Below are 23,880 nucleotides of genomic sequence, written 5' to 3' on the forward strand. Positions count from 1 at the left end.
CGCAGCCTTCGGCAGCTCCTACCCTGGATTTGCGTGCATCCAGAGATTTGCGCCGCGCCTACAGAACGTATTCCCAAGCGCAACGGTCGTAGCTACATCGCCCCCCACCGGTTGCCACGCCATGACCACCCCCACCAGCGACAAGACCCCCGACCTCTCGGCCAAGGAGCAGCACGAAGTCGAGAAGAGCCAGCCGCCGCGCGCGGCCGTTCTGCATGAAATCATCCGCACCCAGGGCGACCAGGAACTGGAACGCAGCATTGCCGCGCTGTGGTGGTCGGCGCTGGCCGCCGGCCTGACCATGGGCCTGTCGTTGATGGGCATGGGCTTGCTCAATTCGCGTCTGCCCGAGGGCGATGAATTTAAGGTGATCGCCAGTTTCGGCTACTGCGCGGGTTTCCTCGCAGTCATCCTTGCGCGCCAACAGCTGTTCACCGAAAACACCCTGACCGCCGTGCTGCCGGTGATGACCAAGCCGACGCTGCTGAATTTCGCCCGGCTGATCCGCCTGTGGAGCGTGGTGTTGGTCGGCAACCTCTGCGGGACGATTCTGGTTGCGTACGTGATGCTGGAACTGCCGATCTTCGACAGCAAGACTGACGTCGCCTTCCTTGAGATCGGCCGCAAGGTCATGGAACACAGCGCCAGTCAGATGTTCGCCAAGGGCATCGTCTCCGGCTGGATGATCGCCACCATGGTCTGGATGATTCCGTCCATGGAGAGCGCCAAGATGTGGATCATCATCCTCATCACCTACTTCATGGCGCTGGGCGACTTCACTCACATCGTCGTCGGATCCGCTGAAGTGTCGTATCTGGTCTTTGCCGGCGAGTTGCCGTGGAGCGATTTCTGGGCGGTTTTCGCCGCGCCGACGCTGGCGGGAAATATCATTGGCGGCAGTTTCATCTTCGCGCTGATCAGTCATGCGCAGATTCGTAGCGAAAGTGGTGCGCCGAAGGAGTCTGCGGACCAGGCTGTAGAGCCCGATCCGCAGTCGATCAAGAAATGATCAATGGTGGGCTGGCTCAGGCATGCTGGCCGGCTCGTTGCGCGTCGCGTGCTTGACCAGTTTGCCGATGGTCAGGCCTTGCAACAGGATCGACGACAGCACGACGATGTAGGTGATGCTCAGCAGCAGATCGCGCTCCGGGCCCAGCGGCAGGGCCAGCGCCAGTGCCACCGAAACACCGCCGCGCAAACCGCCCCAGGTCAGGATGCGGATGGTGCCGGCGGGCACTGAGCGCCAGCGGCGCAACAGTAGAATCGCCGGCGCCACGGTGAGCAGGCGCGACAGCAGAATCGCCACCGCCAGCAAACCTGCGGCGGCCATGTGCAGCCAGTTGAACGGCAGCAGCAACAACTCCATGCCGATCAGCGCAAACAGCAGCGCGTTGAGCATGTCATCGAGCAATTCCCAGAAACCGTCCAGATAACGGCGGGTCATGTCGTTCATCGCCAGGTTGCGCCCCAGGTTGCCGATGATCAGCCCGGCAACCACCATCGCGATCGGCGCCGAGACGTGCAATTCGGTGGACATCGCCGAACCGCCGATCACCAGGGCCAGGGTCAGCATCACGGTAATCTGATGCTGCTCGACGCTTTTGATCATCCGATAGACCAGATAGCCGATCAGCCCACCGAACAACACACCGCCAATTGCCTCGTGGACGAAGAGCATGGCCGTGGCGCTGACCGTCGGGGTTTCGCCCAGTTGCGCGATGCCCAGCAGCACGGTGAAGACCACGACCGCGGTGCCGTCGTTGAACAGCGATTCGCCAACGATGGTGGTTTTCAGCGGTTTTGAAGCATTGGCGGTACGCAATACGCCGAGTACCGCAATCGGGTCGGTCGGTGAGATCAGCGCGCCGAACAACAGGCAGTAGAGGAAACTCACGTGCCAGCCGAACAGGGCAAAGATGTAGAAGGCCAGACTGCCGATCACCACTGTGGCGATCAATACGCCGAAGGTAGCCAGCAGGCCGATCGGCCAGCGGTAGCTGCGCAAGTCATTCAGGTTGACGTGCAGGGCGCCGGCGAACAGCAGGAACGACAGCATCCAGTTCATCAGCAGATCGCCGAAGTCGATCTGGCCGATCAGTTGCTGCACACGGTCTTCGAGCCCCGGAAAACCGAGCACGCTGAGGCCTTGCAGGAGCAGTGAGAACAGCAGGGCGGTAACCATCACGCCGATGGTCGGCGGCAGGCCGATGAAGCGGAAATTGACGAAGGTCAGGAGGGTGGTGAGGCAGATGAAAGCGGCGACAAGTTCAAGCATCCGGGGTCCTTTGGATGAAGGGTGAATGGAGCGCGACCGGAGGTTGGACGCAGGGGTTTGATGGGGCGGGAGTGGCTGAGGGCACATCCGAATCCGGAGTCAAATTCAACAGCCCTCACCCCAGCCCTCTCCCAGAGGGAGAGGGCTGGGGTGAGGTGCATCGACCTGAACGATCGGGTCGATTATGGAATGAGCGAAGCACGGTCAGGTCGGCGTAGCTCTTAAGCATCCCCCATTCAGTCCCCTCTCCCACTCGGAGGGGGCTAGGGTGAGGGCTGCATCTGGCACACCACAATCAGCCAGACACATTGACCGCACTGTCCCGCCGGCGTTGCAGGTAAATGAACAGCAGCGCGGTCAGCACCGTCAGCACGCCGACCAGCGCCCCGGTCCACGGCAAGTCCGCCAGATCCGCGCCGCTGGCGACCACCAGTCCGCCGATCCAGGCGCCCGCAGCGTTGCCGAGGTTGAACGCGCTCTGGTTCAGCGTCGAACCGAGGTTCGGCGCTTCATGCGCCTGATCGATGATCAACAGCTGCAGAATCGGGCACAGTGCGAAGGCGAAAATTCCCCACAGCACCAGCGTGATTGCCGCCGGAATAACCGAACGGCTGGTCTGGCTGAACGCCGCGAGAATCACCACGACCGCCAGTGCCACGCCGACCAGTGACGGCAACAGACGGCTGTCGGCCAGACGCCCGCCGAGCATGCTGCCCGCTGTCAGACCGACGCCAAACAACAGCAGCATCACCGTCACACCGTGGGGGCTGACGCCGGTGATGTCTTGCAGAATCGGTGCGATATAGGTGAATACGCTGAACAGGCTGGTCGAGGCCAGCACGCTCATGCCCAGCGCCAGCAGCACGTTGGCCTTGCCCAGTACTTTGAATTCGCTGGCGAGGTTGGCCTTGTCCATCGCGATGTGTTTGGGCAACCACAACCATTGCGCCAGCGCGGCGACAATGCCGATCACCGACACCGCCCAGAAGGTCGAGCGCCAGCCAGCGTATTGGCCCAGCGCTGTGCCCAAGGGCACGCCGAGGACGTTGGCCAGGGTCAGGCCGGTGAACATCATCGCAATGGCCTGGGCGCGTTTGTTCGGCGCAACCAGTCCGGCGGCGACCACCGAGCCAATGCCGAAAAACGCGCCATGACACAGCGCCGTGACCACGCGTGCCGCCATCAGTGTTGCGTAGTTCGGCGCGAGCGCGCAGAGCACGTTGCCGAGAATGAACATCAGCGTCATGCCCAGCAGGGTCGCTTTGCGCGGCATGTTGGCGGTGCCGATCGCCAGAATCGGCGCGCCGAACACCACGCCCAGGGCGTAACCGGTGATCAGCAGGCCGGCGTGAGGAATGCTCACCGCAAGGTCGCGGGCGACATCGGGCAGCAGGCCCATGATGACGAATTCGGTGGTGCCGATGCCGAATGCGGCAACGGCGAGTGCAAGCAAAGCGAGGGGCATGCGCAAGGTCTCTGTCAGTAGTCTTGACGCTTTGATCAGGCATACGCGTGCCAGCGACCGTTTTCGCAAAGGAAAGCGGAGCAGGCAGCTTTTATTGGAATTTTTGGGTGTGCAGCTGAGTACGGCGTGGTGGGGTGCAGTATAAACAGCTGCTGACACATGGCGAATCAATTCTGACCAGTCGGTTCTGCAATCGCATATTCACCGTAAGCGGTGCCGTGAAATATCCGCCTGAAAGAACCTTTCGGCCGGCCACGGCTCTTAGCCTGTGGGCAGGTGCTGATCGGCATGCTGGGTGATGAAGTTCTGACCGCTCGCCCATTACTCGAATCGAAAAAAGGACGACGTTATGACGGTGGCTCTTTGGTGTGTGTTGATCGCGATTTTTCTGCCGTACCTGTGCACGGTCGTGGCGAAGGCAACCGGCGGTTTCCGCTTGAAGGACAATTACGATCCACGGGATTTTCTCGACAGTGTCGACGGCGTCGCCCGTCGCGCCCATGCCGCGCAGTTGAACAGCTTTGAAGTGACGCCAGCCTTTGCCGCCGCGGTGATCGTTGCCCATCTGGTCGGCACTGCGGAGCTGGTGACGGTCAATGTGCTGGCCGTGCTGTTTATCACCAGTCGCCTGCTGTACATCATTTGCTATCTGGCCGACTGGGCCGCACTGCGTTCGGTGGTGTGGTTTATCGGGATGGCGTTGATTGCTTCGTTCTTCTTTGTGTCCATCTGATTATCGGGTGTTGCTGCCGGCCTCTTCGCGAGCAGGCTCGCTCCCACATGGAAATGCATTCCAGATGTGGGAGCGAGCCTGCTCGCGAAGGCGACCGATCAGACCACGAAGAACCTAAGACTTTTGCTTCGGTGTATCCGCCACCTGCGGCACTTGCGGTAACTCTTTTCCTTTGGGCCAGAGCATCCAGATCTGCCCTTGCTGCTTCATGTCCCCGGCCAGTTGCCCGGCCGCATCGCCAGTGCCCCAGAACAGATCCGCACGCACCTCACCAGCAATCGCGCCGCCGGTATCCTGCGCCGCGACCGGGCGCACCAGCGGTGTGCCATCCGGTTTGGTGGTGGACAGCCATAACAGACTGCCCAACGGAATCACCTTGCGATCCACCGCCGCGCTGTAGCCAGCGGTCAGCGGCACGTTCAGCGAGCCGCGCGGGCCTTCGTTGCTGTCCGGGTTGCGGGTGAAGAACACGTAGCTCGGGTTGCTGGCGAGCAGTTCCGGAATGCGCGTCGGGTTGGCCTTGGCCCAATTGCTGATCGCGCTCATGGTCACGTCTTCTTTCTTCAGCTCGCCTTGCTCGACCAGCCAGCGACCGATCGGCCGGTACGGGTGGCCGTTCTGATCGGCGTAGGCGATGCGCAACTGTTTGCCGTCTTCGGTCTGAATCCGGCCCGACCCCTGAATCTGCAGAAATTGCAGGTTCATCGGATCCGTCAGGTAGGCGACTACCGGGGCTTTAACGCCTTTGGATTCGATGGTTGCTGCATCGTCGTAGGGTTTGAGCACGCGACCTTCGAGGCGGCCGCGCAGGCGCTTGCCTTTCAATTCCGGATAGATGCTGTCGAGCGAGACAATGATCATGTCTTCGGGCACGCCATACACCGGCACGTTTGCCGTTACGGTTGGCGTCAGGCTGCCGGGGTACACCGGTTCGTAGTAGCCAGTGATCAGGCCATTGGGGTTGTCGTGCTCGGCGCGCAGGCCGTAGACATCGAGGTTCTGCTTGAGGAATGCGCGAATGGCATCAGCACTTTGCGGCACATTCGCCGCTGCAGCGCAGGTCGGGCCCCAGACTGCATCGGCTTTGAGTCGTGTGCAGGCGCTGCGCCACGAGCCGAAACCGGCGACCAGATCGCTGTCGGAGACCGCTGGCAAGGCTTCCCAGGTTGCGCTGGAATAGGTGGCCAGCGCGTGGGTTTTCGGTTCGGCTTTGTCACCGCCGGTGCAGCCGGCGAGGGCGGCCAGGATTGGCAGGCTGACGAGAAGCGGGTGACGCCAGGCCGTGAAGCGGCTGTTCATGGAGTGATTCCTGTGCCGGTTGGCCGAGTGCTCCATGCGCTCGAACAACCCGTATTTTAAATAGGGCTATTGGTGTTTGGCGGTGAGCCGACGATACTGGCCGCCGATTTCCGCGACCTGAAGCCACCATGACTCTGAAACGAATTGCTGTTGTATTGCTGGCCTGTCTGAGCTTGTCCGCCTGTGGCGGCGTCGACCCGAATTCGCCGCTGGGCCAGCGCAAGGCCATCTTCAAACAGATGCTCAAGACCAGCGAAGACCTCGGCGGCATGTTGCGTGGGCGCATTGCGTTCGACGGGCCGAAATTTGCCGAGGGTGCGGTCAGACTCGATGAGTTGTCCCACGAGCCTTGGAAGCATTTTCCGCAGGTGCGCGAAGAAGATCACACCAGCGCCAAGGACGATGTCTGGCAGAAACAGGCACGTTTCCAGGAGCTGGCCCGCGCTCTTGAAGCGGCTACCGGCGAACTGGTAGCCGCCAGCCAGGTTCAGCCCTACAAGGCCAGCAATCTCGGACCGGCAGTGCAGAAAGTCGAGGATGCCTGCAGTGCTTGCCATAAAGAGTTTCGGGATCATTGATTCCTGAACCTGCTGAGTACCTTGTGGCAAGCTCCCTCGCCACAGGGAATCGGCAGATTACTTGTCGATCTCGTCCAGCGCTTCCTGCAGTTCCTTGCGCGATTCGGCGAGCTTCTCCTTGCGCTTGTTGATCTTCTCCGGATCGCCTTTTTTCATGGCCTTGTCGAGGTCTGCCTGACGCTGGCTGACTTCATGCTTGGCCTCAAGCACCTTGTTCTCACGCTCTTTCTTCAGGCCGGCGTCGGTGCAGTGCTCGGTCACTTCGCGCAGTGCGGTTTCCAGACCTGCCTGCTGCTCCATGTTGCCGCGGGATTTGGCCTGTTCGATCTGATTGATGATGCCCTGCTTCTTGGCAGCGCAGCCGGTCAGGCCCGGGCCGTCTTCTTCGGCCATGACCGGGGCGGCCATGACGCCGCAAAGAGTAAGCAGGGCGAGCGGTGCGAGAAATTTCATAAAAGCTCCATGTGCAAAGGCAATCGGGGTAGGAGGGCACTGCGCTGTTGGAGCGTCTGCCCGGCCATTGGGTTCCCGCCTGGCGGGGATTGCATGTTCAGAAACCGTCGATTCCGGCGGCTTTCAAGGTGTCGCTCAAAGCCAGTACCTGCGGGTCGCGAAAGAATGCGCTCAGTTGCGCCGCGCGACCCGGGCCGATGCCGGCTTCTGCCTGCCATTGTTCAGTGTCGCGTTGTGCCAGGGCCTGCCATGAATCGGCCAGTTGTGCCTTTCCGGTCGGCGGCATGCCCAGGGCTTTCAACCAATGAGCGAACGGCTGTTGCCGCGCGCCCCGAAAACTTTCGATCAGACGTGCGCTGCTGCGCTCGCCGAGGCCGGCAATGTTAGCAAGCTCTGAGGCATCGAGGGTCAGCCAATCCAGCAGGTGTTTCAGACGGCCTGTTTCCAAAAGTTTCTCCCAGGTGCCACGCCCGACATGTTGCATGGCCAGGCCCTGCTTGCCGCTCAGCCAGGTCAGACGCGCGAGAAACTGGCTTTCACAGCCGGGCGTCGGTTGCCAGCAGCTCAGGGCGTGGTAGTCGCTGGCGTTGGGGGTGTCGATGTCTGGCCGTTCGCTGGTACGTAACACGACACTGTCCAGGCGTGGAATGGTCAGCCCGGCCAGACTGAGAGCCACCTGGTCGCCGGGGCGAATGTCGAGGGTTTGCCAGCGCTTGAGCGAGCTGACACTGACCCGTTTGATCTCGCGGTCATCGAGTCTCACCGGCAGCAGTTCCAGCACTGGGGTGATGCGCCCGGTGCGGCCGATCTTGAAATTCACCTTGCGCACTTCCGCCAATGCCTGGGCGAGCGGGTATTTCCAGGCCACCGCCCAGTAAGGTGCCTTGGCCTGCCAGCGTTCGGCGGGTGGCCGTTGACTCTGGCGCAGCACTACGCCATCGCTGGCAAAGGGCAGCGGCGAGCGATACCAGTGCTCGCGCCATTTTTGCGCGTCTTCGAATCGGGTGATCGGCTGTGTGTAGGGCTCATTTGTGGCGAACCCCAATGCCTGAAGTCCGGACAATCTCTCTGGCAGCCGCACAGGGCCTTGCGGCCAGTCCCAAACGAACAGCCCGATCCCGGCGGCCTGTTCGGCATCGAGGGATTTGCGTCCCATAAGGCCGGCCACGGTGGCGCGGGCATTGACGCTGCCGGATCGCGCTTGCACGTGCGCCTGCAGCCGCCAGTAGAGTTCGCCCTGCACCAGCAGATCCCGTGGCTGGTTCAGGCGTTGCGGAATGGCAGCGATTCTACGCGCGGAAACTGTCCAGTCCTGACCGCTGACACCGTCACCTCGGCTGATGGCCTGCTGCAATATCCCCTGACGGTAGATCAGCGTGACGGCCACTCCATCGACCTTGGGCTGCACCCAGACGTTCTGGCGATCGCGCAGCCAGTCGGCGACGTCCGCAGCTTTGTGCAGCTTGTCAAGGCCGGTGTGGGCGATGGGATGGGGGATCGTGCCGGCCGCTGTGCGCAACGGCTGCGGTGATGCGGGTTGGTTGAAGCAGGCTTGCCATTCATTCAGCCGCAGCAGGGACTGGTCATAGAGTTCGTCGGTGATCAATGAACGGCCTTCGCGGTGATAGGCGTCGTCCCATTGGTCGATCCGGTTTTGCAGGGTAGTGATTTCGCGTTGGGCTTGGGGTAAGGGCCAGTCGGGGCAGTTGGCTTGGCTGACGAGGGTGATGAGTGCCAGCAGGAAGGCCAGCAACAGGCGCAGTGTGAAAAACATCGTTGAGCGTCCTTGCTCGGGGGTGATGCTTGAAGGGTAGGTGAGGATCTGAAGATCGTTGCGCGGTTTTTTTGCGAACTGTTTCCGGGCTGGAGCGTGGTGGCGTCGGGTAGGGCCCTTTCGCGAGCAGGCTCGCTCCCACAGAGATCTCAAAAATCCGTCAGGCATGAAAAAGCCCCGCACGGCGCGAACCGTGCGGGGCTTTCATGCAGTCAGGGTCTTACAGGCCAGCGGCAGAACGCAGGGCGTCGGCGCGGTCGGTTTTTTCCCAGGTGAACGTGGTGAAGCTGTCTTCGCCAACGGTCTTGGTCTGCGGAGCACGACCGAAGTGGCCGTAGGCTGCGGTTTCCTGGTACATCGGGTGCAGCAGGTCGAGCATGGTGGTGATCGCGTATGGACGCAGGTCGAACACTTCACGCACCAGTTTGATGATCTTGTCATCGCTGATCTTGCCGGTGCCGAAGGTGTTCAGCGATATCGACGTAGGCTGGGCCACACCGATCGCGTAGGACACCTGGATCTCGCAACGCTCGGCCAGGCCGGCCGCAACGATGTTCTTGGCCACGTAACGGCCAGCGTAGGCAGCCGAACGGTCAACCTTCGATGGATCCTTGCCGGAGAACGCGCCGCCGCCGTGACGGGCCATGCCGCCGTAGCTGTCGACGATGATCTTGCGACCGGTCAGACCGCAGTCACCTACCGGGCCGCCAATGATGAACTGGCCGGTCGGGTTGATGTGGAACTGGGTGTCCTTGCTCAGCAGTTCGGCAGGCAGCACGTGCTTGACGATCAGCTCCATCACGCCTTCGCGCAGGTCTTTGTAAGACACTTCCGGGTTGTGCTGGGTCGACAGGACAACGGCGTCGATGCCGACAACCTTGCCGCCTTCGTAACGGCAGGTCACTTGCGACTTGGCGTCCGGACGCAGCCAGGGCAGCAGGCCCGATTTGCGCGCTTCGGCCTGACGCTGCACCAACTGGTGCGAGAAAGTGATCGGCGCTGGCATCAAAACGTCGGTTTCGTTACTGGCGTAGCCGAACATCAGGCCCTGGTCGCCGGCGCCCTGATCTTCAGGCTTGGCACGGTCAACACCCTGGTTGATGTCGGGGGACTGCTTGCCGATGATGTTCATCACGCCGCAGGTCGCGCCGTCGAAGCCGACTTCGGAGCTGGTGTAGCCGATGTCGCAAATCACGTCACGAACGATCTGCTCCAGGTCGACCCAGGCGCTGGTGGTCACTTCACCGGCAACGATGGCCACGCCGGTCTTGACCAGGGTTTCCACGGCCACGCGAGCGTGTTTGTCCTGGGCAATAATGGCGTCCAGCACCGCATCGGAAATCTGGTCGGCGATTTTGTCCGGATGTCCTTCAGACACGGACTCGGAGGTGAAGAGGGAGTATTCGCTCATCTCGATGTTTTCCTGAATTTACCGATGGTGAGTGTCGCCAGCCGGTCGCTGAAAGTGGCGGACCTGGATCTGGAAACCATTACGTAAGCCTACATAGAGGCTTTCCCCGGGAACGAGTCCCGCAGCGGTGGCCCAACGGGCCAGATCGTCCTGTTCAAACCCCAACCAGAGATCACCGCAGGCCTCCCTGGCCCAACTCTGGTTGTGGCTACATAACTCTGTCACGAGCAGGCTACCGCCCGGTTGCAGCAGGTCAGCCATGTGCCTGAGCGCATCGGCCGGGGCGGCGAAATGGTGCAGGACCATGTTCAACACCACGCAATCGGCCATAAGGCTCGTGCCGTTCAATGCATCGGCCAATTGCAGGCTGACGTTAGCCAGCTGTTCACGTTCGCACACCTGACGCGCCAGTTCGAGCATCGCCGGGCTGTTGTCCAGCGCGGTTACGGTGCCGAAGCGTCGGGCCAGTTCCGGCAGAAAAGCACCATCGCCGGGGCCGACTTCAATGGCCGTGGCTGCACCATCGAAGTTCAGTTTGTCGAGCAGGGCCAGCACGCTGTCACGGTACTGCGGCAGGCCTGCGATCAAGTCTTGCTGGGCACGGAATTTTTCCGCCACCCGGGCGAAGAAGTCCTGACTGGCAGCGGCACGCTGGCCGTGAACCTGTTCGATGCGCGCTTGCACCTCGTCAGGCAGATCCAGATTGTCGACTTCTTCTAACAGCGCCGCGTGCAGCTTGCCGCCGAGCAAATCGCTGTGGGGCAGGGCGCGACGATAGAAAATCGCATTCCCTTCACGGCGTGTCGCCACCAGATCGGCTTGTGCCAGCACCTTGAGGTGATGGCTCATACCCGACTGGCCGATGCCGAAAATCTGCGCCAGCTCCAGCACGCCGAACGAATCGTTGGCCAGCGCGCGCAAGACATTCAGCCGCAGCGGATCACCGCCGGCCTTGCACAGGGCCGCCAGCTCGTCGCAATCGTCATGGCGAATGGAAGGCACGCGTAGGTTCATAGGGCTGGCAGTCTAGAGACGGGGGCAAAGCATCGCAAGGTCAATATCAAAAAGTTTTGATATTGCTCGATAAATGGCACTTCTCAGCGGACGGCAGTCTCTACAAACGAATAGCGGAAAGGTTTCACCAAGCGAAACCCGCGCTATCGATTGGAAAAACGCCCGCGGATGACTATCTGTCATTGCCCCGAGGCGCATGGGTGAGGGAAAATGCCCTCCTTTTTTCCGTTTCAGTCTATTCACACCCAGGAGATCAGCGATGCCTAGCCGTCGTGAGCGTGCCAACGCCATTCGTGCCCTCAGCATGGATGCCGTGCAAAAAGCCAACAGCGGCCATCCCGGTGCCCCTATGGGTATGGCAGATATTGCCGAAGTGCTGTGGCGCGACTACCTCAAGCACAACCCGAGCAACCCGTCTTTCGCCGACCGTGACCGCTTCGTGCTGTCCAACGGCCACGGCTCGATGTTGATCTACTCGCTGCTGCACCTGACCGGTTACGACCTGTCGATCGACGACCTCAAGCAATTCCGTCAACTGCACAGCCGCACTCCAGGCCACCCGGAATTCGGTTACACCCCGGGCGTCGAAACCACCACCGGCCCGCTGGGTCAGGGTCTGGCCAACGCCGTCGGTTTCGCCTTGGCTGAGAAAGTCATGGGCGCGCAGTTCAACCGTCCAGGCCACAACATCGTTGACCACCACACCTACGTGTTCCTCGGTGATGGCTGCATGATGGAAGGCATTTCCCACGAAGTCGCTTCCCTGGCTGGCACGCTGGGCCTGGGCAAGCTGATCGCCTTCTACGATGACAACGGCATCTCCATCGACGGCGAAGTCGAAGGCTGGTTCACCGATGACACGCCGAAGCGTTTCGAAGCCTACAACTGGCAGGTGATCCGCAACGTCGACGGCCACGATCCGGAAGAGATCAAGACCGCAATCGAAACCGCACGCAAGAGCGCGCAGCCGACGCTGATCTGCTGCAAGACCACCATCGGTTTCGGTTCGCCGAACAAGCAGGGCAAGGAAGATTGCCACGGCGCCCCACTGGGTGACGCGGAAATCGCCCTGACCCGTCAGGCGCTGAACTGGAACTACGGCCCGTTCGAAATCCCGGCCGAGATCTATGCCGAGTGGGACGCCAAGGAAGCTGGCCGCGCGGTGGAAGCCGAGTGGGATCAGCGTTTCGCCGCCTACTCCGCTGCGTTCCCGACTGAAGCCAACGAGCTGATCCGTCGTCTGAGCGGCGAATTGCCGGCCGACTTCTCGGAAAAAGCCTCGGCCTATATTGCCGAAGTCGCGGCCAAGGGCGAGACCATCGCCAGCCGCAAAGCCAGCCAGAACACCCTGAACGCCTTTGGTCCGCTGCTGCCGGAACTGCTTGGCGGCTCGGCTGACCTCGCCGGTTCCAACCTGACCCTGTGGAAAGGCTGCAAGGGCGTCAACGCTGAAGACGCCAGCGGCAACTACATGTACTACGGCGTGCGCGAATTCGGCATGACCGCGATCATGAACGGCGTCACCCTGCACGGCGGTCTGGTGCCTTACGGCGCGACCTTCCTGATGTTCATGGAATACGCGCGCAACGCCGTACGCATGTCGGCATTGATGAAAAAGCGCGTGATTCACGTCTACACCCACGACTCCATCGGTCTGGGCGAAGACGGCCCGACCCACCAGCCGATCGAGCAACTGACCAGCCTGCGCAGCACGCCGAACCTCGACACCTGGCGTCCAGCCGACGCCGTGGAATCGGCGGTGGCCTGGAAAAACGCTCTGGAGCGCAAGGACGGCCCGTCGGCGCTGATCTTCTCGCGGCAGAACCTGCAGCATCAGGAACGCGATGCTGACCAGATCGCCAACATCAGCCGTGGTGGTTATGTGCTCAAGGACTGCGCAGGCGAGCCTGAGCTGATCCTGATCGCCACCGGTTCGGAAGTGGGTCTGGCCGTTCAGGCCTTCGACAAACTGACCGAGCAGGGCCGCAAGGTCCGCGTGGTTTCCATGCCTTGCACCAGCGCTTTCGATGCACAGGATGCGGAGTACAAGCAGTCGGTTCTGCCGCTGCAAGTCAGCGCGCGTATCGCCATCGAAGCGGCCCACGCCGACTTCTGGTTCAAGTACGTGGGTCTGGAAGGTCGCGTGATCGGCATGACCACCTACGGTGAGTCGGCGCCGGCTTCGGCATTGTTCGAAGAGTTCGGCTTTACCCTGGAAAACATCCTGGGTCAGGCTGAAGAGCTGCTGGAGGACTAAGCAGTACGAATGCGGTGGCCCTGGCCGCCGCGTTCCCCTGTAGGAGCTGCCGAAGGCTGCGATCTTTTGATCTTGATCTTAAAAACAAGATCAAGACATCGCAGCCTCGTTTCACTCGTCAGCTCCTACAGGGGTTGTGTTGTTAGCGAATTCTATCGAGAACCCCATGCCTCAACCGCGTCCTTACAAAGTTGCACTCAACGGCTACGGCCGCATTGGTCGTTGCGTCTTGCGGGCGTTGTTCGAGCGCGGCGCGAAGGCCGGGTTTGAAATTGTCGCGATCAACGATCTGGCCGATATGGCCAGCATCGAATACCTGACACGCTTCGACTCCACCCACGGCCGTTTCCCCGGCGAAGTGCGGGTCGAGGGCGATTGTCTGCATATCAATGGCGACTGCGTGAAGGTCCTGCGCAGTGCCACCCCGGAAGGCATCGATTGGGCGTCGCTGGGCGTCGATCTGGTGCTGGAGTGCTCCGGCGCTTACCACACCCGTGCTGACGGTCAGCGTTTTCTCGACGCCGGCGCGCCGCGCGTGCTGTTCTCGCAGCCGATGGCCAGCGAGGCGGATGTCGACGCCACCATCGTCTACGGCGTCAATCAGGACTGCCTGACGGGCGACGAACTGCTGGTGTCCAACGCCTCCTGCACCACCAACTGCGGCGTGCCGCTGCTGCGCCTGCTCGATCAGGCGATCGGTCTGGATTACGTGTCGATCACCACGATCCACTCGGCGATGAACGATCAGCCGGTGATCGACGCCTATCACCACGAAGACCTGCGCCGCACCCGTTCGGCGTTCCAGTCGGTGATCCCGGTGTCCACTGGTCTGGCACGCGGTATCGAGCGCCTGCTGCCGGAACTTGCCGGACGAATTCAGGCCAAAGCCGTGCGCGTGCCGACAGTCAACGTGTCCTGCCTCGACATCACGATGCAGACCGCCACCGCGACTGACGCCAACGAGGTCAACCGGATCCTGCGCGAAGCCGCCACCAGCGGCCCGCTCAAAGGCCTTCTGGCCTACACCGAGTTGCCGCACGCCAGCTGTGATTTCAACCATGACCCACATTCGGCCATCGTCGATGCCAGTCAGACCCGTGTTTCCGGCCCCAAACTGGTGAACATCCTGGCCTGGTTCGACAACGAGTGGGGTTTTGCCAACCGAATGCTGGACGTTGCAGATCACTATCTGCAAACAGCAACTTCAAAAAAACCGTAGGAAGTGCGACCCATGACCGTGTTGAAGATGTCCGACCTCGATCTGCAAGGTAAGCGCGTATTGATCCGCGAAGACCTCAACGTCCCCGTCAAGGACGGTGTTGTCACCAGCGACGCGCGCATCCTGGCTTCGCTGCCGACCATCAAGCTGGCCCTGGAAAAAGGCGCGGCAGTGATGGTCTGCTCGCACCTGGGCCGTCCTACCGAAGGCGAATTCTCTGCCGAAAACAGCCTGAAACCTGTCGCCGACTACCTGAGCAAGGCGCTCGGCCGCGAAGTGCCGCTGGTGGCTGATTACCTCGGTGGCGTCGAGGTCAAGGCGGGCGACATCGTGCTGTTCGAAAACGTGCGCTTCAACAAGGGCGAGAAAAAGAACGCCGACGAGCTGGCCCAGCAATACGCGGCCCTGTGCGACGTGTTCGTGATGGACGCTTTCGGTACCGCTCACCGCGCCGAAGGTTCGACCCATGGTGTAGCCAAGTTTGCCAAAGTCGCTGCCGCTGGCCCGTTGCTGGCCGCTGAGCTGGACGCACTGGGCAAAGCTCTTGGCGCACCGGCCAAGCCAATGGCGGCGATCGTTGCCGGCTCCAAGGTGTCGACCAAACTCGATGTGCTGAACAGCCTGAGCCAGATCTGCGATCAACTGATCGTCGGCGGCGGCATCGCCAACACCTTCCTCGCGGCGGCCGGTCACCCGGTCGGCAAGTCGCTGTACGAACCGGACCTGCTCGACACCGCCCGTGAAATCGCTGCCAAAGTCAGCGTGCCGCTGCCGGTTGACGTTGTGGTCGCGAAAGAATTTGCGGAAAGCGCTGAAGCGACTGTGAAACTGATCGCCGACGTTGCGGCTGACGACATGATTCTCGACATCGGCCCGCAAACCGCGGCCAACTTCGCCGAGCTGCTGAAATCGTCGAAAACCATTCTGTGGAACGGTCCGGTTGGCGTGTTCGAGTTCGATCAGTTCGGCAACGGCACCAAAGTGCTGGCCCAGGCCATCGCCGAGAGCTCGGCATTCTCGATTGCTGGCGGCGGCGACACCCTGGCGGCGATCGATAAATATGGCGTGGCTGAACAAATCTCCTACATTTCCACCGGTGGTGGCGCGTTCCTCGAATTCGTCGAGGGCAAGGTGCTGCCAGCCGTTGAAGTCCTGGAAAGCCGGGCCAAGGCCTGAGGCCGCCCGTTTGGCCAGGCAAAGGAGTGTTTTCATGGTCAAGTCGTTAGCGCTGTTGTTGCTGAGCGGTACGCTGGCGGCCTGCGGGAGTACCCCGAAGGCCGACGCGACGCCAGCACCGAGCGAGCCGCAGAAGGGCTGTTATCAGGCCGACTGGCAGGCCGAAACCAACCCGGTGCTGAACAAGCGCTCGGGTCCGGACGGCCTGGACAAATACGAGACGCAAACCCCGGTCAAGGAACATGGTTGTCCTTGACGGGTCTGACTCTTTAACTCAGGGCTGGCGGCGAGCGTCGCCAGTCGAGGAACACGGATGAAAGGCTTGATCGCCGTTGCGGCGTTGGCATTGTTGGGCGGTTGCGCGCAGTTGAACCTGTTTCAGTCGTCCGCCCCGGCAGACAACTGGACGACCTGGACCTGCGACAGCCAGGCCAAGGTGTTGTGGCGTTACGCCGATGCCGGCCAGCAGGAAGTCGACGTGCGCCTCGGTGGCGGTGATCAGGTCTATCGCCTGAAAGAAGAGCCGGGCGCCTCGGGCACGCTGTATAGCGATGGCATGCTGGCGTTTCACGTCAAGGGTGAAGAAGGCCTGGTGTACTGGGTCGCTACCAATGACCTGATTGGCCGTGGATGCAAAGCCGAGTAATTGCAACACCGCAGGCCCATTGTGGGAGTGAGCCTGCTCGCGATAGCGGTATGACAGTCGCTGCAATATTGACTGCAAGATAGCTATCGCGAGCAGGCTCACTCCTACAGGGGATCTGTGTAGCTCTCAGGATTTTGCTTTATCGAATCACCAGACCGGGCCTCAACCCCCGATCTGCATTAACTTGAATAGCCGCCGCCGCTTCGGCAGGCTGGCACGATCAACGACCCTCAACCGGGAGAGACACACACAATGGCACTTATCAGCATGCGCCAGATGCTGGACCACGCAGCCGAGTTCGGCTACGGCGTTCCAGCTTTCAACGTCAACAACCTTGAGCAGATGCGCGCCATCATGGAAGCCGCTGACAAGACTGACTCCCCGGTGATCGTCCAGGCTTCGGCCGGCGCCCGCAAATACGCCGGCGCGCCATTCCTGCGTCACTTGATCCTGGCCGCGATCGAAGAATTCCCGCACATCCCGGTGTGCATGCACCAGGACCACGGTACCAGCCCTGACGTCTGCCAGCGTTCGATTCAACTGGGCTTCAGCTCGGTAATGATGGACGGCTCGCTGGGCGAAGACGGCAAGACCCCGACCGACTACGACTACAACGTCCGCGTCACCCAACAAACCGTGGCCATGGCTCACGCCTGCGGCGTTTCGGTAGAGGGCGAGCTGGGTTGCCTGGGTTCGCTGGAAACCGGCATGGCCGGTGAAGAAGACGGCATCGGCGCCGAAGGCGTTCTGGATCACAGCCAAATGCTGACCGACCCGGAAGAAGCCGCTGACTTCGTCAAGCGCACCCAGGTCGATGCCCTGGCCATCGCCATCGGCACCAGCCACGGCGCCTACAAGTTCACCAAGCCACCGACCGGTGATGTGCTGGCGATCGATCGCATCAAGGAAATCCACAAGCGCATCCCTAACACTCACCTGGTGATGCACGGTTCGTCCTCCGTGCCACAAGAGTGGCTGGCGATCATCAACCAGTACGGCGGCGACATCAAAGAAACCTACGGCGTACCGGTTGAAGAAATCGTCGAAGGCATCAAGCACGGCGTGCGCAAGGTCAACATCGACACCGACCTGCGTCTGGCATCCACTGGCGCCATGCGTCGCCTGATGGCCACCAACCCGAGCGAATTCGACCCACGTAAATTCTTCGGCGCCACCGTGACTGCAATGCGTGACGTGTGTATCGCACGTTATGAAGCATTTGGTACTGCGGGTAATGCTTCGAAGATCAAACCGATCTCGCTGGAAGCGATGTACCAGCGTTATCTGAAGGGTGAGTTGAACGCTAAGGTCAACTGAGCCTGAGTGTTGAGCTGATTTAAAAGAAACCCGCCGAGAGGCGGGTTTTTTGTGGGCGTAATTAACAAATATTTCCGCTACCTCTTCAAGCGTGGGCATCACTGCTGGATTAACGTCGAACTCGCAATCCAGAGCGGCAATAACACGTGCATAGGCGTTCAAATTCCTGACTAACAGATGCTTGTGCACCAAGCTTGAAACCAAGGGCTACTAAAGCCGATTACTGGATATCAGTGACGCGAATCAAGTTCCCGATGGCCCGCCAGGCGCACTAGCCGGCGGATTCTGGCGTACCCGTAGGCAACGACTCAAGCTGTTGTAGGCATCCGGAGGTAACCGCCGACAGATCTAAACAACGCTGTTTTAAAGGTAGGAGCTGCCGAAGGCGGCGATCTTTTGACTTTGATTCCGGCGTTCCCAAGAGGCGCCAAACATCAAGATCAAAAGATCGCAGCCTTCGGCAGCTCTTACAAGGGATTGCGATGTCGAAATGGGTTACTTGTCGTGATCAATATCCAGTTTGGTAAACGTCACCTGCCCACCCTCACTGGTATACCCGGTGTTGTCCTGCACATAAACCCCAGCCTTGAAGTACAACGGCTTGTCCCGCCAGGTCGCGCTGATCTGTGAATCCCACTGATACCCCGCCGCACTCACGCCCAGCGCACCGCCGGGGCTGAGGTGGATGAGGTAGTTGAATTCGCGATCGAGCTTGACGCCGGTGGCGAGGGTGATGACGCGGCTTTCTTCGTCATCGGGGCGCATGCGCACTTTGATGACCAGGTTGCCCGTTTCGGTCTTTGTCTTGTACTGATACTCAAGTTTGAGCATCGGCTTCTGGCTTTCATAAGCGTGAATCTGACCAATAACGATCTTGCCCGAACTGGGCACCTTGTTCACGGCGAGGGTTGCACGCAGCAGGTTGTCCGCGTCCGGGTAATACCAGTTGCGCAGGGTGCCGTTGCTGAAGGTCTCGCGCAGTTCGGTGCGCGGGTAGACGGCGTTTTCGGTTTTTGACCCGGTAACCGGGGACCAGAAAAACAAGGTTCCGGTGTCGGAATGGAAGTATTGATCCTTGAAGCCTTTCACCAGTTTTTCGGTTTCGACGGTGTACGGCGGGCTGCCAACGGGAACGCTGAGATTCCAGGTTGCGAGATCGATCATGTCGGTTCTTCCACTCGATTCATCCTGAACGCGGGTGCCAGAAGCTCTAGCCCGCGCCTTTTCGGGGCGCCTTTATAATCGTAGCGGCTATTTTTGTTAATGCCCGTCCGGCAGTTGATTGGCGTCAACATCCTGTCGAAATGCCATCCTGCCCGGTTTTCGGGGGCTGTAGCGGCGACCGTTAGTCGGCTCGATGGAACATTGGCCAAATGATGGCGTGGCGGCTGCTTCTGCTTTGTGGCTTCCGCGACTAGAGTGAAGGCTCAGTACGTCTATGGTTTTGCCGGCAACCGGTCCCGATAAGAGAAGCAGCATGGAATGCGCGCAACCCCAGCCAGGTGAAGGCAACTCGGTCCTTTTGATCGTCGATGATTACCCCGAAAATCTGATCAGCATGCGCGCGTTGTTGCAGCGTCAGGATTGGCATGTGATGACCGCCGCCTCCGGTTTCGAGGCGCTCAATCTTTTGCTCGAACACGACATCGACCTGGTCCTGCTCGATGTGCAGATGCCCGGCATGGACGGTTTTGAGGTCGCACGGCTCATGCGCGGCAGCCAGCGCACGCGGTTGACGCCGATCATTTTCCTCACCGCCAACGAGCAATCCCAAGACGCCGTGATCAAGGGCTATGCCAGCGGCGCCGTGGATTACCTGTTCAAACCGTTCGATCCGCAAATCCTCAAGCCCAAGGTTCAGGCACTGCTTGAACACCAGCGCAATCGCCGTGCCCTGCAACGCCTCAGTCATGATCTGGAAGTGGCGCGCGCCTTCAATGCCTCGGTGCTGGATAACGCCGCCGAAGGCATTCTGGTGTTGAGCGAGGACGGCGTGATTCGCTTTGCCAACCCGGCGATTTCGCGGCTGCTCAACGCGCCGGTCAAGGAGCTTGAGGGCAAGGAGTTTCTCGACTTCCTGCAGAAGCCGCACATTCCGCTGTGGGCCGATTCCGAGTTTTACGCCGGCTACCAGCGCGGCGAAACACTACGCCTGCACGATGCGTTGCTGCGCACTGCGCCCGGACAGCAAGTGCCGGTGGCATTGTCCTGCGCGCCGCTATCCTCGGAGCAGCACGCAATGGTGGTGACCGTGCTGGACATGTCGGTGGTGCGTCACTTGCACCAGCAACTGGAATTCCAGGCAGTGACCGACCCTCTGACCGGCCTGCTCAACCGGCGGGGTTTCTACCAGACCGTGGAAAACCTGCTGTTGCGCGGCGAACGCAGCGACAGTAGCTGGGTGTTGCTCTACCTCGATCTCGACGGCTTCAAGCGGGTCAACGATTCCCTCGGCCATGATGCCGGCGACCGCGTGTTGCGCTGGGTTTCCGAACAGTTGAAGGCGTGCCTGCGGCCGTTCGATATCCTGGCGCGCATGGGCGGCGATGAGTTCACTGCGCTGCTGGATCTTGAATTCCCCGAGCAAGCGGCGAAGATTGCCGAGAAGCTCATCGAGCGGGTGTCGGTCTGTCAGCAGATCGAAGGTCTGGATATTGTCCTTGGCGCCAGCATCGGCATCGCCACCTATCCCGACTGCGGCCGCAACCTCGACGGTTTGCTGCGCGCCTCGGACATTGCCATGTACGAAGCCAAGCGGGCCGGGCGTCAGCAATATCGCTTTTATGATCATGAGATGAACGGCCGCGCACGCTCGCGCCTGATGCTGGAAGACAGCGTGCGCGAGGCCATCGAAAACCGCGATTTCAATCTGGTCTATCAGCCGCAGGTGGCGATCGGTAGCGGGCAGACTCGGGGGTTCGAAGCGTTGCTGCGCTGGCAGCATCCGAGCGTCGGCGATGTGCCGCCGGGACTGTTTCTGCCGTTGCTGGAAGAAGCGCGGTTGATCAGCCGCCTCGGCAGCTGGATCTATCACCGTGGCGCCGGCCAGCGCAAAGCCTGGGAAGCGCTGTTCGCCGAGGATCTGGTGCTCGGCGTGAGCCTGAGCAACACCCAGTTCGGCTTGCCGAATCTGGTCACCGAGTTGCGTCAGGTCATGGAGCGCCATGGGCTGCAGCCACGGCAACTGGAAGTCGAGGTCACCGAGGAAGCGTTGATGCAAAACCCGGACGAGACGCGCAAGCAACTGCGGCTGCTGCGTCATCTCGGGGTGCGCGTGGCGCTGGATGATTTCGGTTCCGGATCATGCTCGCTGGCGCATCTGCGTGATCTGGAGCTGGACACGCTGAAGCTCGACCGCCACCTCATCGCGCGCCTGCCGGACTCGCCGCGGGATGCTGCGCTGGTGCGCATGGTCATCGACCTGTGCAAGCAATACGGCCTGCTGGTGATCGCCGAAGGGGTGGAAACCGTCGAGCAATACCGGTGGCTGCAAGCCCATGGCTGCGAGTACGTGCAAGGTTTCCTGGTGGCGCGACCCTTGGTCGCCGAGGACGCGGCCCGCTTTGCCGAGCCGTTCGACTGGAGCGCGCTGGCCGGTTGAATTCGCTACACTGGCGCACCTTTTTCCGAGCCGTGCTGCCCGTCCATGACTGTCTTGAAGTACCTCCAGGCCTATCCCGAGCGTTTACAGGATCAGGTGCGCCAACTGATCGCCGAGGGGCGGCTGGGTGATTACCTGGATCAGCGCTACTCGGGACGCCATGACGTGCAGAGCGACAAGGCGTTGTACAGCTACGCGCTGGATCTCAAACAGCAGTACATGCGCAACGCGCCGGCCATCGACAAGGTGCTGTTCGACAATCGCCTCGACCTGACCCACCGCGCCCTCGGTCTGCACACCACGGTCTCGCGGGTGCAGGGCGGCAAGCTCAAGGCCAACAAGGAAATCCGCATCGCCTCGCTGTTCAAGGACGCCGCGCCGGACTTTCTGAAGATGATCGTGGTGCACGAGCTGGCGCACTTCAAGGAATCGGACCACAACAAGGCGTTCTATAAACTGTGCGAGCACATGCTGCCGGGGTATCACCAGATCGAATTCGATCTGCGCGTGTACCTGACGTGGCGGGATATGCAATAAAAATCAAAAGATCGCAGCCTCCGGCAGCTTCTACAGTTGGAATGCGATCTTTTGCAGGCTGCCGAAGGCTGCGATCTTCTAACGATGGGAGTGTTTGGATGGACGTCAGCAAGACCAAAAGCAGTTTCTACCGCCGTCTCTACGTGGCCTATCTGATCGACAGCGGTCTGGCGCCCAGCGTGCCGGCGCTGACCGAAGTCACCGGCATGCCCCGCCGCACGGCGCAGGACACCATCGCCGCGCTGGCCGATCTGGATATCATCTGTGAATTCGAGCAGGAAGAGGGCGCGCGCAACCATGCCGGACGCTATCGGATTCGCGAGTGGGGGGCGATTGATCGCGGGTGGATCGAGCGCAATTTGCGGCAGATCAAGGCGGTTCTTGAGTATCCTTGAAAAAGCCCCTCCCCCCAGCCCTCTCCCAGAGGGAGAGGAAGCCGATCGGGGGAAATTGTAGAATTTCACCGACGTGAGCGAATGCTGTTGAATCCATAATCGACACTGTTTCTCGGGTCGCCGCATGGCCCAAGACACCAAGGTCAGTCCCCTCTCCCTCTGGGAGAGGGTTAGGGTGAGGGGCTGTTCAGGCGCGACGCATCCCGATGTGAGGAATGCCATCCTCCAGATATTCTTCACCCGCCACGACAAACCCGTAGCGACCGTAATACCCCTGCAAATGCGCCTGCGCCGACAGATAGATCGGCACCTGCGGCCAGTGCTTCCCGGCCTGTTTCAGCGCCTGTTCCATCATCGCGTGGCCCAGCCCTTTACCGCGACCGGCAGGGGCGGTGATCACCCGGCCAATCACCACGTCACCACCCTGGGATTCCGGATCGAGCAGGCGCAGGTAAGCCATCAACTGATCGTCCTCCCAACCCATCAGATGGTAGGTATCGCCTTCCAGATCCTGGCCGTCGAGGTCCGGGTAGGCGCATTTCTGTTCGACCACGAACACGTCCGAGCGCAGTTTCAATAGCGCGTACAACTGCTCTTTGCCCAGATCGCTGTGATGTTTGCAGATCCACTCGATTGTCATCTTTCGATTCCTTGAATACGGCGCCCGATACTAAGCGCAGCGGCGCCGTATGTCTGTATGGCGCAACAGTCTGTGATAAAGGTCAAAATGCCATCATTCCTTTCTCGCGGCGCCTGGGACTTTGTGTAATCTGCTCAAGAGCACTGCGCACTGGCTCCCATGAGCTAATGTTCAATGCTTGGGTTTTGCCGGTAAGGGGCCTTGGATTTTGACGTGAAACCACGTCGGGCGGATGCCCGCTGAGGATGTTCAAGCATGCTGCGATTGCTTCAAGCCGTTGCTTTGATCGGACTGCTGTTGCTCGGCCAGGATGCTGCAGCGCAAAAGCTGCGGCTGGTGTTCGATAACTGGCCGCCGTTTACCGACGATGCGCTGATCAACGGTGGCCTGGCCACTGACATTGTCAGCACCGCACTGGCGCGCGCCGGTTATGCCAGCGGTTACGAGCAAGTGCCGTGGGCGCGGGCGTTGCTGGGGATTGGCGAAGGGCGTTACGACGTGCTGGTCAACGCCTGGTACAACGACGAGCGCACGCAGATCGGCCAGTTTTCCGGCGAGTACCTGATCAACCGCATTCGCTTCCTCAAGCGCAAGGATGCGCCCATCGACTACAGCAACCTCGAGCAACTGCACACCTACCCGATTGCGGTGGTGCGCGGGTATGCCTATTCCGCACCGTTCGATGCCGACACGGCGATGCAGAAAGTCCCTGTGCACAACTTCGCCATGGGCGTGCGCATGCTCTCGGCCGATCGGGTCAAGCTGACGCTGGAAGACGAATACGTGGCGAAGTATTACCTGGCGCGGGAATCGGCCAAGGTGCGCAATTCTGTGGAGTTTTTACCCAAGCCGCTGAGTGAGAACAGCCTGCACATATTGGTCAGCCTGAAGAATCCGCAACATGAGCAGATTGTCACAGGGTTTGATCGGGCGATTGCAGCGATGAAGGCTGACGGGACCTACGAGAAGTTATTGCGGCGGCATGGAATGTGAGGGCTGAGCTGGAATTTATTGTGGGGCTGATGGCCCTATCGCGAGCAGGCTCACTCCTACAGTTGGAATGCGTTCCCCTGTAGGAGTGAGCCTGCTC

22 protein-coding genes and 1 pseudogene are annotated in these 23,880 nt (G+C 60.6%); 13 read left to right on the forward strand and 10 right to left on the reverse strand.

Annotated elements, in window-relative coordinates; genetic code table 11:
- The first annotated feature begins 121 nt into the window (after positions 1 to 121).
- Entirely contained in the window at positions 122 to 1,009 is an 888-nt protein-coding gene (locus tag DCO47_RS15775) for a formate/nitrite transporter family protein (RefSeq protein WP_042606595.1), read from the forward strand.
- Here DCO47_RS15775 and DCO47_RS15780 read toward each other — a convergent pair whose 3' ends face one another.
- Both DCO47_RS15780 and DCO47_RS15785 read right to left on the reverse strand, forming a co-directional pair.
- On the reverse strand, positions 1,010 to 2,275 hold the full coding sequence (locus DCO47_RS15780; protein ID WP_116658427.1) for a sodium:proton antiporter: 1,266 nt from the start codon (positions 2,273 to 2,275) through the stop codon (positions 1,010 to 1,012). It lies immediately after the preceding gene.
- Between the two features lie 295 nt (positions 2,276 to 2,570).
- On the reverse strand, positions 2,571 to 3,740 hold the full coding sequence (locus DCO47_RS15785) for an MFS transporter (RefSeq protein WP_116658428.1): 1,170 nt from the start codon (positions 3,738 to 3,740) through the stop codon (positions 2,571 to 2,573).
- A gap of 349 nt (positions 3,741 to 4,089) precedes the next feature.
- Between DCO47_RS15785 and DCO47_RS15790 the strand changes: the two genes are divergently transcribed.
- Positions 4,090 to 4,473: an MAPEG family protein gene (locus tag DCO47_RS15790; protein ID WP_042606598.1), complete on the forward strand. Its 384-nt coding sequence runs from the start codon at positions 4,090 to 4,092 to the stop codon at positions 4,471 to 4,473.
- A gap of 114 nt (positions 4,474 to 4,587) precedes the next feature.
- On the opposite strand, the gene DCO47_RS15795 is transcribed toward DCO47_RS15790, so the two are convergent.
- Complete coding sequence (locus DCO47_RS15795; protein WP_116658429.1) at positions 4,588 to 5,772, reverse strand: murein transglycosylase A; 1,185 nt, start codon at positions 5,770 to 5,772, stop codon at positions 4,588 to 4,590.
- 128 nt (positions 5,773 to 5,900) lie between these two features.
- Between DCO47_RS15795 and DCO47_RS15800 the strand changes: the two genes are divergently transcribed.
- Complete coding sequence (locus tag DCO47_RS15800) at positions 5,901 to 6,350, forward strand: cytochrome c (protein WP_083353743.1); 450 nt, start codon at positions 5,901 to 5,903, stop codon at positions 6,348 to 6,350.
- A gap of 57 nt (positions 6,351 to 6,407) precedes the next feature.
- Here the strand turns inward: DCO47_RS15800 and DCO47_RS15805 are convergent, their stop codons facing one another.
- The 4 genes from DCO47_RS15805 to DCO47_RS15820 all read right to left on the reverse strand — a co-directional run bounded on the left by DCO47_RS15805 (position 6,408) and on the right by DCO47_RS15820 (position 11,002).
- Complete coding sequence (locus DCO47_RS15805) at positions 6,408 to 6,803, reverse strand: DUF1090 domain-containing protein (RefSeq protein ID WP_065616490.1); 396 nt, start codon at positions 6,801 to 6,803, stop codon at positions 6,408 to 6,410.
- 97 nt (positions 6,804 to 6,900) lie between these two features.
- Positions 6,901 to 8,577 carry an NAD-dependent DNA ligase LigB gene (gene ligB / locus DCO47_RS15810; protein ID WP_116658430.1) on the reverse strand — a complete coding sequence of 559 codons (1,677 nt, stop codon included), beginning with the start codon at positions 8,575 to 8,577 and terminating at the stop codon, positions 6,901 to 6,903.
- Between the two features lie 220 nt (positions 8,578 to 8,797).
- The gene (gene metK, locus DCO47_RS15815) at positions 8,798 to 9,988 is read right to left on the reverse strand and encodes a methionine adenosyltransferase (protein ID WP_024014624.1); all 1,191 of its coding nucleotides are present in this window, start codon (positions 9,986 to 9,988) and stop codon (positions 8,798 to 8,800) included.
- Positions 9,989 to 10,006: 18 nt separating this feature from the next.
- Positions 10,007 to 11,002, reverse strand: coding sequence for a metalloregulator ArsR/SmtB family transcription factor (locus DCO47_RS15820; RefSeq protein ID WP_042606603.1), 996 nt, complete (start codon positions 11,000 to 11,002; stop codon positions 10,007 to 10,009).
- A gap of 259 nt (positions 11,003 to 11,261) precedes the next feature.
- Between DCO47_RS15820 and tkt the strand changes: the two genes are divergently transcribed.
- The 6 genes from tkt to fba all read left to right on the forward strand — a co-directional run bounded on the left by tkt (position 11,262) and on the right by fba (position 17,617).
- A complete protein-coding gene (gene tkt / locus DCO47_RS15825) occupies positions 11,262 to 13,259 on the forward strand; it encodes a transketolase (protein WP_064365347.1) in 1,998 nt (665 codons plus the stop codon).
- A gap of 166 nt (positions 13,260 to 13,425) precedes the next feature.
- Positions 13,426 to 14,478 (forward strand): erythrose-4-phosphate dehydrogenase, encoded by a 1,053-nt coding sequence (epd, locus tag DCO47_RS15830; protein ID WP_042606605.1) that lies wholly within the window; start codon positions 13,426 to 13,428, stop codon positions 14,476 to 14,478.
- A gap of 12 nt (positions 14,479 to 14,490) precedes the next feature.
- Complete coding sequence (locus DCO47_RS15835) at positions 14,491 to 15,654, forward strand: phosphoglycerate kinase (RefSeq protein WP_116658431.1); 1,164 nt, start codon at positions 14,491 to 14,493, stop codon at positions 15,652 to 15,654.
- Between the two features lie 34 nt (positions 15,655 to 15,688).
- Complete coding sequence (locus DCO47_RS15840) at positions 15,689 to 15,910, forward strand: hypothetical protein (RefSeq protein WP_042606606.1); 222 nt, start codon at positions 15,689 to 15,691, stop codon at positions 15,908 to 15,910.
- A 57-nt stretch (positions 15,911 to 15,967) separates the two neighbouring features.
- Positions 15,968 to 16,300, forward strand: coding sequence for an MliC family protein (locus tag DCO47_RS15845; RefSeq protein ID WP_042606607.1), 333 nt, complete (start codon positions 15,968 to 15,970; stop codon positions 16,298 to 16,300).
- Between the two features lie 252 nt (positions 16,301 to 16,552).
- Positions 16,553 to 17,617 carry a class II fructose-bisphosphate aldolase gene (fba, locus tag DCO47_RS15850; RefSeq protein WP_008081027.1) on the forward strand — a complete coding sequence of 355 codons (1,065 nt, stop codon included), beginning with the start codon at positions 16,553 to 16,555 and terminating at the stop codon, positions 17,615 to 17,617.
- A 66-nt stretch (positions 17,618 to 17,683) separates the two neighbouring features.
- Here fba and DCO47_RS27310 read toward each other — a convergent pair.
- Positions 17,684 to 17,776 (reverse strand): annotated as a pseudogene (locus DCO47_RS27310) (transcriptional regulator); the annotation flags it as partial.
- A 336-nt stretch (positions 17,777 to 18,112) separates the two neighbouring features.
- On the reverse strand, positions 18,113 to 18,781 hold the full coding sequence (locus DCO47_RS15855; RefSeq protein ID WP_042606610.1) for a polysaccharide lyase family 7 protein: 669 nt from the start codon (positions 18,779 to 18,781) through the stop codon (positions 18,113 to 18,115).
- A 313-nt stretch (positions 18,782 to 19,094) separates the two neighbouring features.
- On the opposite strand from DCO47_RS15855, the gene DCO47_RS15860 reads away from it, so the two are divergent.
- The 3 genes from DCO47_RS15860 to DCO47_RS15870 all read left to right on the forward strand — a co-directional run bounded on the left by DCO47_RS15860 (position 19,095) and on the right by DCO47_RS15870 (position 22,150).
- Complete coding sequence (locus DCO47_RS15860) at positions 19,095 to 21,218, forward strand: bifunctional diguanylate cyclase/phosphodiesterase (protein WP_064365340.1); 2,124 nt, start codon at positions 19,095 to 19,097, stop codon at positions 21,216 to 21,218.
- 45 nt (positions 21,219 to 21,263) lie between these two features.
- Positions 21,264 to 21,755 carry a M48 family metallopeptidase gene (locus tag DCO47_RS15865; protein WP_042606612.1) on the forward strand — a complete coding sequence of 164 codons (492 nt, stop codon included), beginning with the start codon at positions 21,264 to 21,266 and terminating at the stop codon, positions 21,753 to 21,755.
- Positions 21,756 to 21,853: 98 nt separating this feature from the next.
- Positions 21,854 to 22,150, forward strand: coding sequence for a helix-turn-helix domain-containing protein (locus DCO47_RS15870; protein ID WP_027610630.1), 297 nt, complete (start codon positions 21,854 to 21,856; stop codon positions 22,148 to 22,150).
- Positions 22,151 to 22,337: 187 nt separating this feature from the next.
- On the opposite strand, the gene DCO47_RS15875 is transcribed toward DCO47_RS15870, so the two are convergent.
- Complete coding sequence (locus DCO47_RS15875; protein ID WP_042606613.1) at positions 22,338 to 22,790, reverse strand: GNAT family N-acetyltransferase; 453 nt, start codon at positions 22,788 to 22,790, stop codon at positions 22,338 to 22,340.
- Between the two features lie 255 nt (positions 22,791 to 23,045).
- Here DCO47_RS15875 and DCO47_RS15880 point away from each other — a divergent pair, with 255 nt between their 5' ends.
- Complete coding sequence (locus DCO47_RS15880; RefSeq protein WP_065616499.1) at positions 23,046 to 23,783, forward strand: ABC transporter substrate-binding protein; 738 nt, start codon at positions 23,046 to 23,048, stop codon at positions 23,781 to 23,783.
- Positions 23,784 to 23,880 lie beyond the last annotated feature (97 nt).

Origin of the sequence: Pseudomonas sp. NDM, assembly GCF_003105095.1 — a bacterium.
GTDB classification, from domain to species: domain Bacteria; phylum Pseudomonadota; class Gammaproteobacteria; order Pseudomonadales; family Pseudomonadaceae; genus Aquipseudomonas; species Aquipseudomonas moraviensis_A.

Bases quoted from the DNA above. Each gene is read 5' to 3' on its own strand.
- DCO47_RS15775 (WP_042606595.1), top strand. From the start codon at position 122: ATGACCACCCCCACCAGCGACAAGACCCCCGACCTCTCGGCCAAGGAG.
- DCO47_RS15780 (WP_116658427.1), bottom strand. From the start codon at position 2,275: ATGCTTGAACTTGTCGCCGCTTTCATCTGCCTCACCACCCTCCTGACC.
- DCO47_RS15785 (WP_116658428.1), bottom strand. From the start codon at position 3,740: ATGCCCCTCGCTTTGCTTGCACTCGCCGTTGCCGCATTCGGCATCGGC.
- DCO47_RS15790 (WP_042606598.1), top strand. From the start codon at position 4,090: ATGACGGTGGCTCTTTGGTGTGTGTTGATCGCGATTTTTCTGCCGTAC.
- DCO47_RS15795 (WP_116658429.1), bottom strand. From the start codon at position 5,772: ATGAACAGCCGCTTCACGGCCTGGCGTCACCCGCTTCTCGTCAGCCTG.
- DCO47_RS15800 (WP_083353743.1), top strand. From the start codon at position 5,901: ATGACTCTGAAACGAATTGCTGTTGTATTGCTGGCCTGTCTGAGCTTG.
- DCO47_RS15805 (WP_065616490.1), bottom strand. From the start codon at position 6,803: ATGAAATTTCTCGCACCGCTCGCCCTGCTTACTCTTTGCGGCGTCATG.
- ligB (WP_116658430.1), bottom strand. From the start codon at position 8,577: ATGTTTTTCACACTGCGCCTGTTGCTGGCCTTCCTGCTGGCACTCATC.
- metK (WP_024014624.1), bottom strand. From the start codon at position 9,988: ATGAGCGAATACTCCCTCTTCACCTCCGAGTCCGTGTCTGAAGGACAT.
- DCO47_RS15820 (WP_042606603.1), bottom strand. From the start codon at position 11,002: ATGAACCTACGCGTGCCTTCCATTCGCCATGACGATTGCGACGAGCTG.
- tkt (WP_064365347.1), top strand. From the start codon at position 11,262: ATGCCTAGCCGTCGTGAGCGTGCCAACGCCATTCGTGCCCTCAGCATG.
- epd (WP_042606605.1), top strand. From the start codon at position 13,426: ATGCCTCAACCGCGTCCTTACAAAGTTGCACTCAACGGCTACGGCCGC.
- DCO47_RS15835 (WP_116658431.1), top strand. From the start codon at position 14,491: ATGACCGTGTTGAAGATGTCCGACCTCGATCTGCAAGGTAAGCGCGTA.
- DCO47_RS15840 (WP_042606606.1), top strand. From the start codon at position 15,689: ATGGTCAAGTCGTTAGCGCTGTTGTTGCTGAGCGGTACGCTGGCGGCC.
- DCO47_RS15845 (WP_042606607.1), top strand. From the start codon at position 15,968: ATGAAAGGCTTGATCGCCGTTGCGGCGTTGGCATTGTTGGGCGGTTGC.
- fba (WP_008081027.1), top strand. From the start codon at position 16,553: ATGGCACTTATCAGCATGCGCCAGATGCTGGACCACGCAGCCGAGTTC.
- DCO47_RS15855 (WP_042606610.1), bottom strand. From the start codon at position 18,781: ATGATCGATCTCGCAACCTGGAATCTCAGCGTTCCCGTTGGCAGCCCG.
- DCO47_RS15860 (WP_064365340.1), top strand. From the start codon at position 19,095: ATGGAATGCGCGCAACCCCAGCCAGGTGAAGGCAACTCGGTCCTTTTG.
- DCO47_RS15865 (WP_042606612.1), top strand. From the start codon at position 21,264: ATGACTGTCTTGAAGTACCTCCAGGCCTATCCCGAGCGTTTACAGGAT.
- DCO47_RS15870 (WP_027610630.1), top strand. From the start codon at position 21,854: ATGGACGTCAGCAAGACCAAAAGCAGTTTCTACCGCCGTCTCTACGTG.
- DCO47_RS15875 (WP_042606613.1), bottom strand. From the start codon at position 22,790: ATGACAATCGAGTGGATCTGCAAACATCACAGCGATCTGGGCAAAGAG.
- DCO47_RS15880 (WP_065616499.1), top strand. From the start codon at position 23,046: ATGCTGCGATTGCTTCAAGCCGTTGCTTTGATCGGACTGCTGTTGCTC.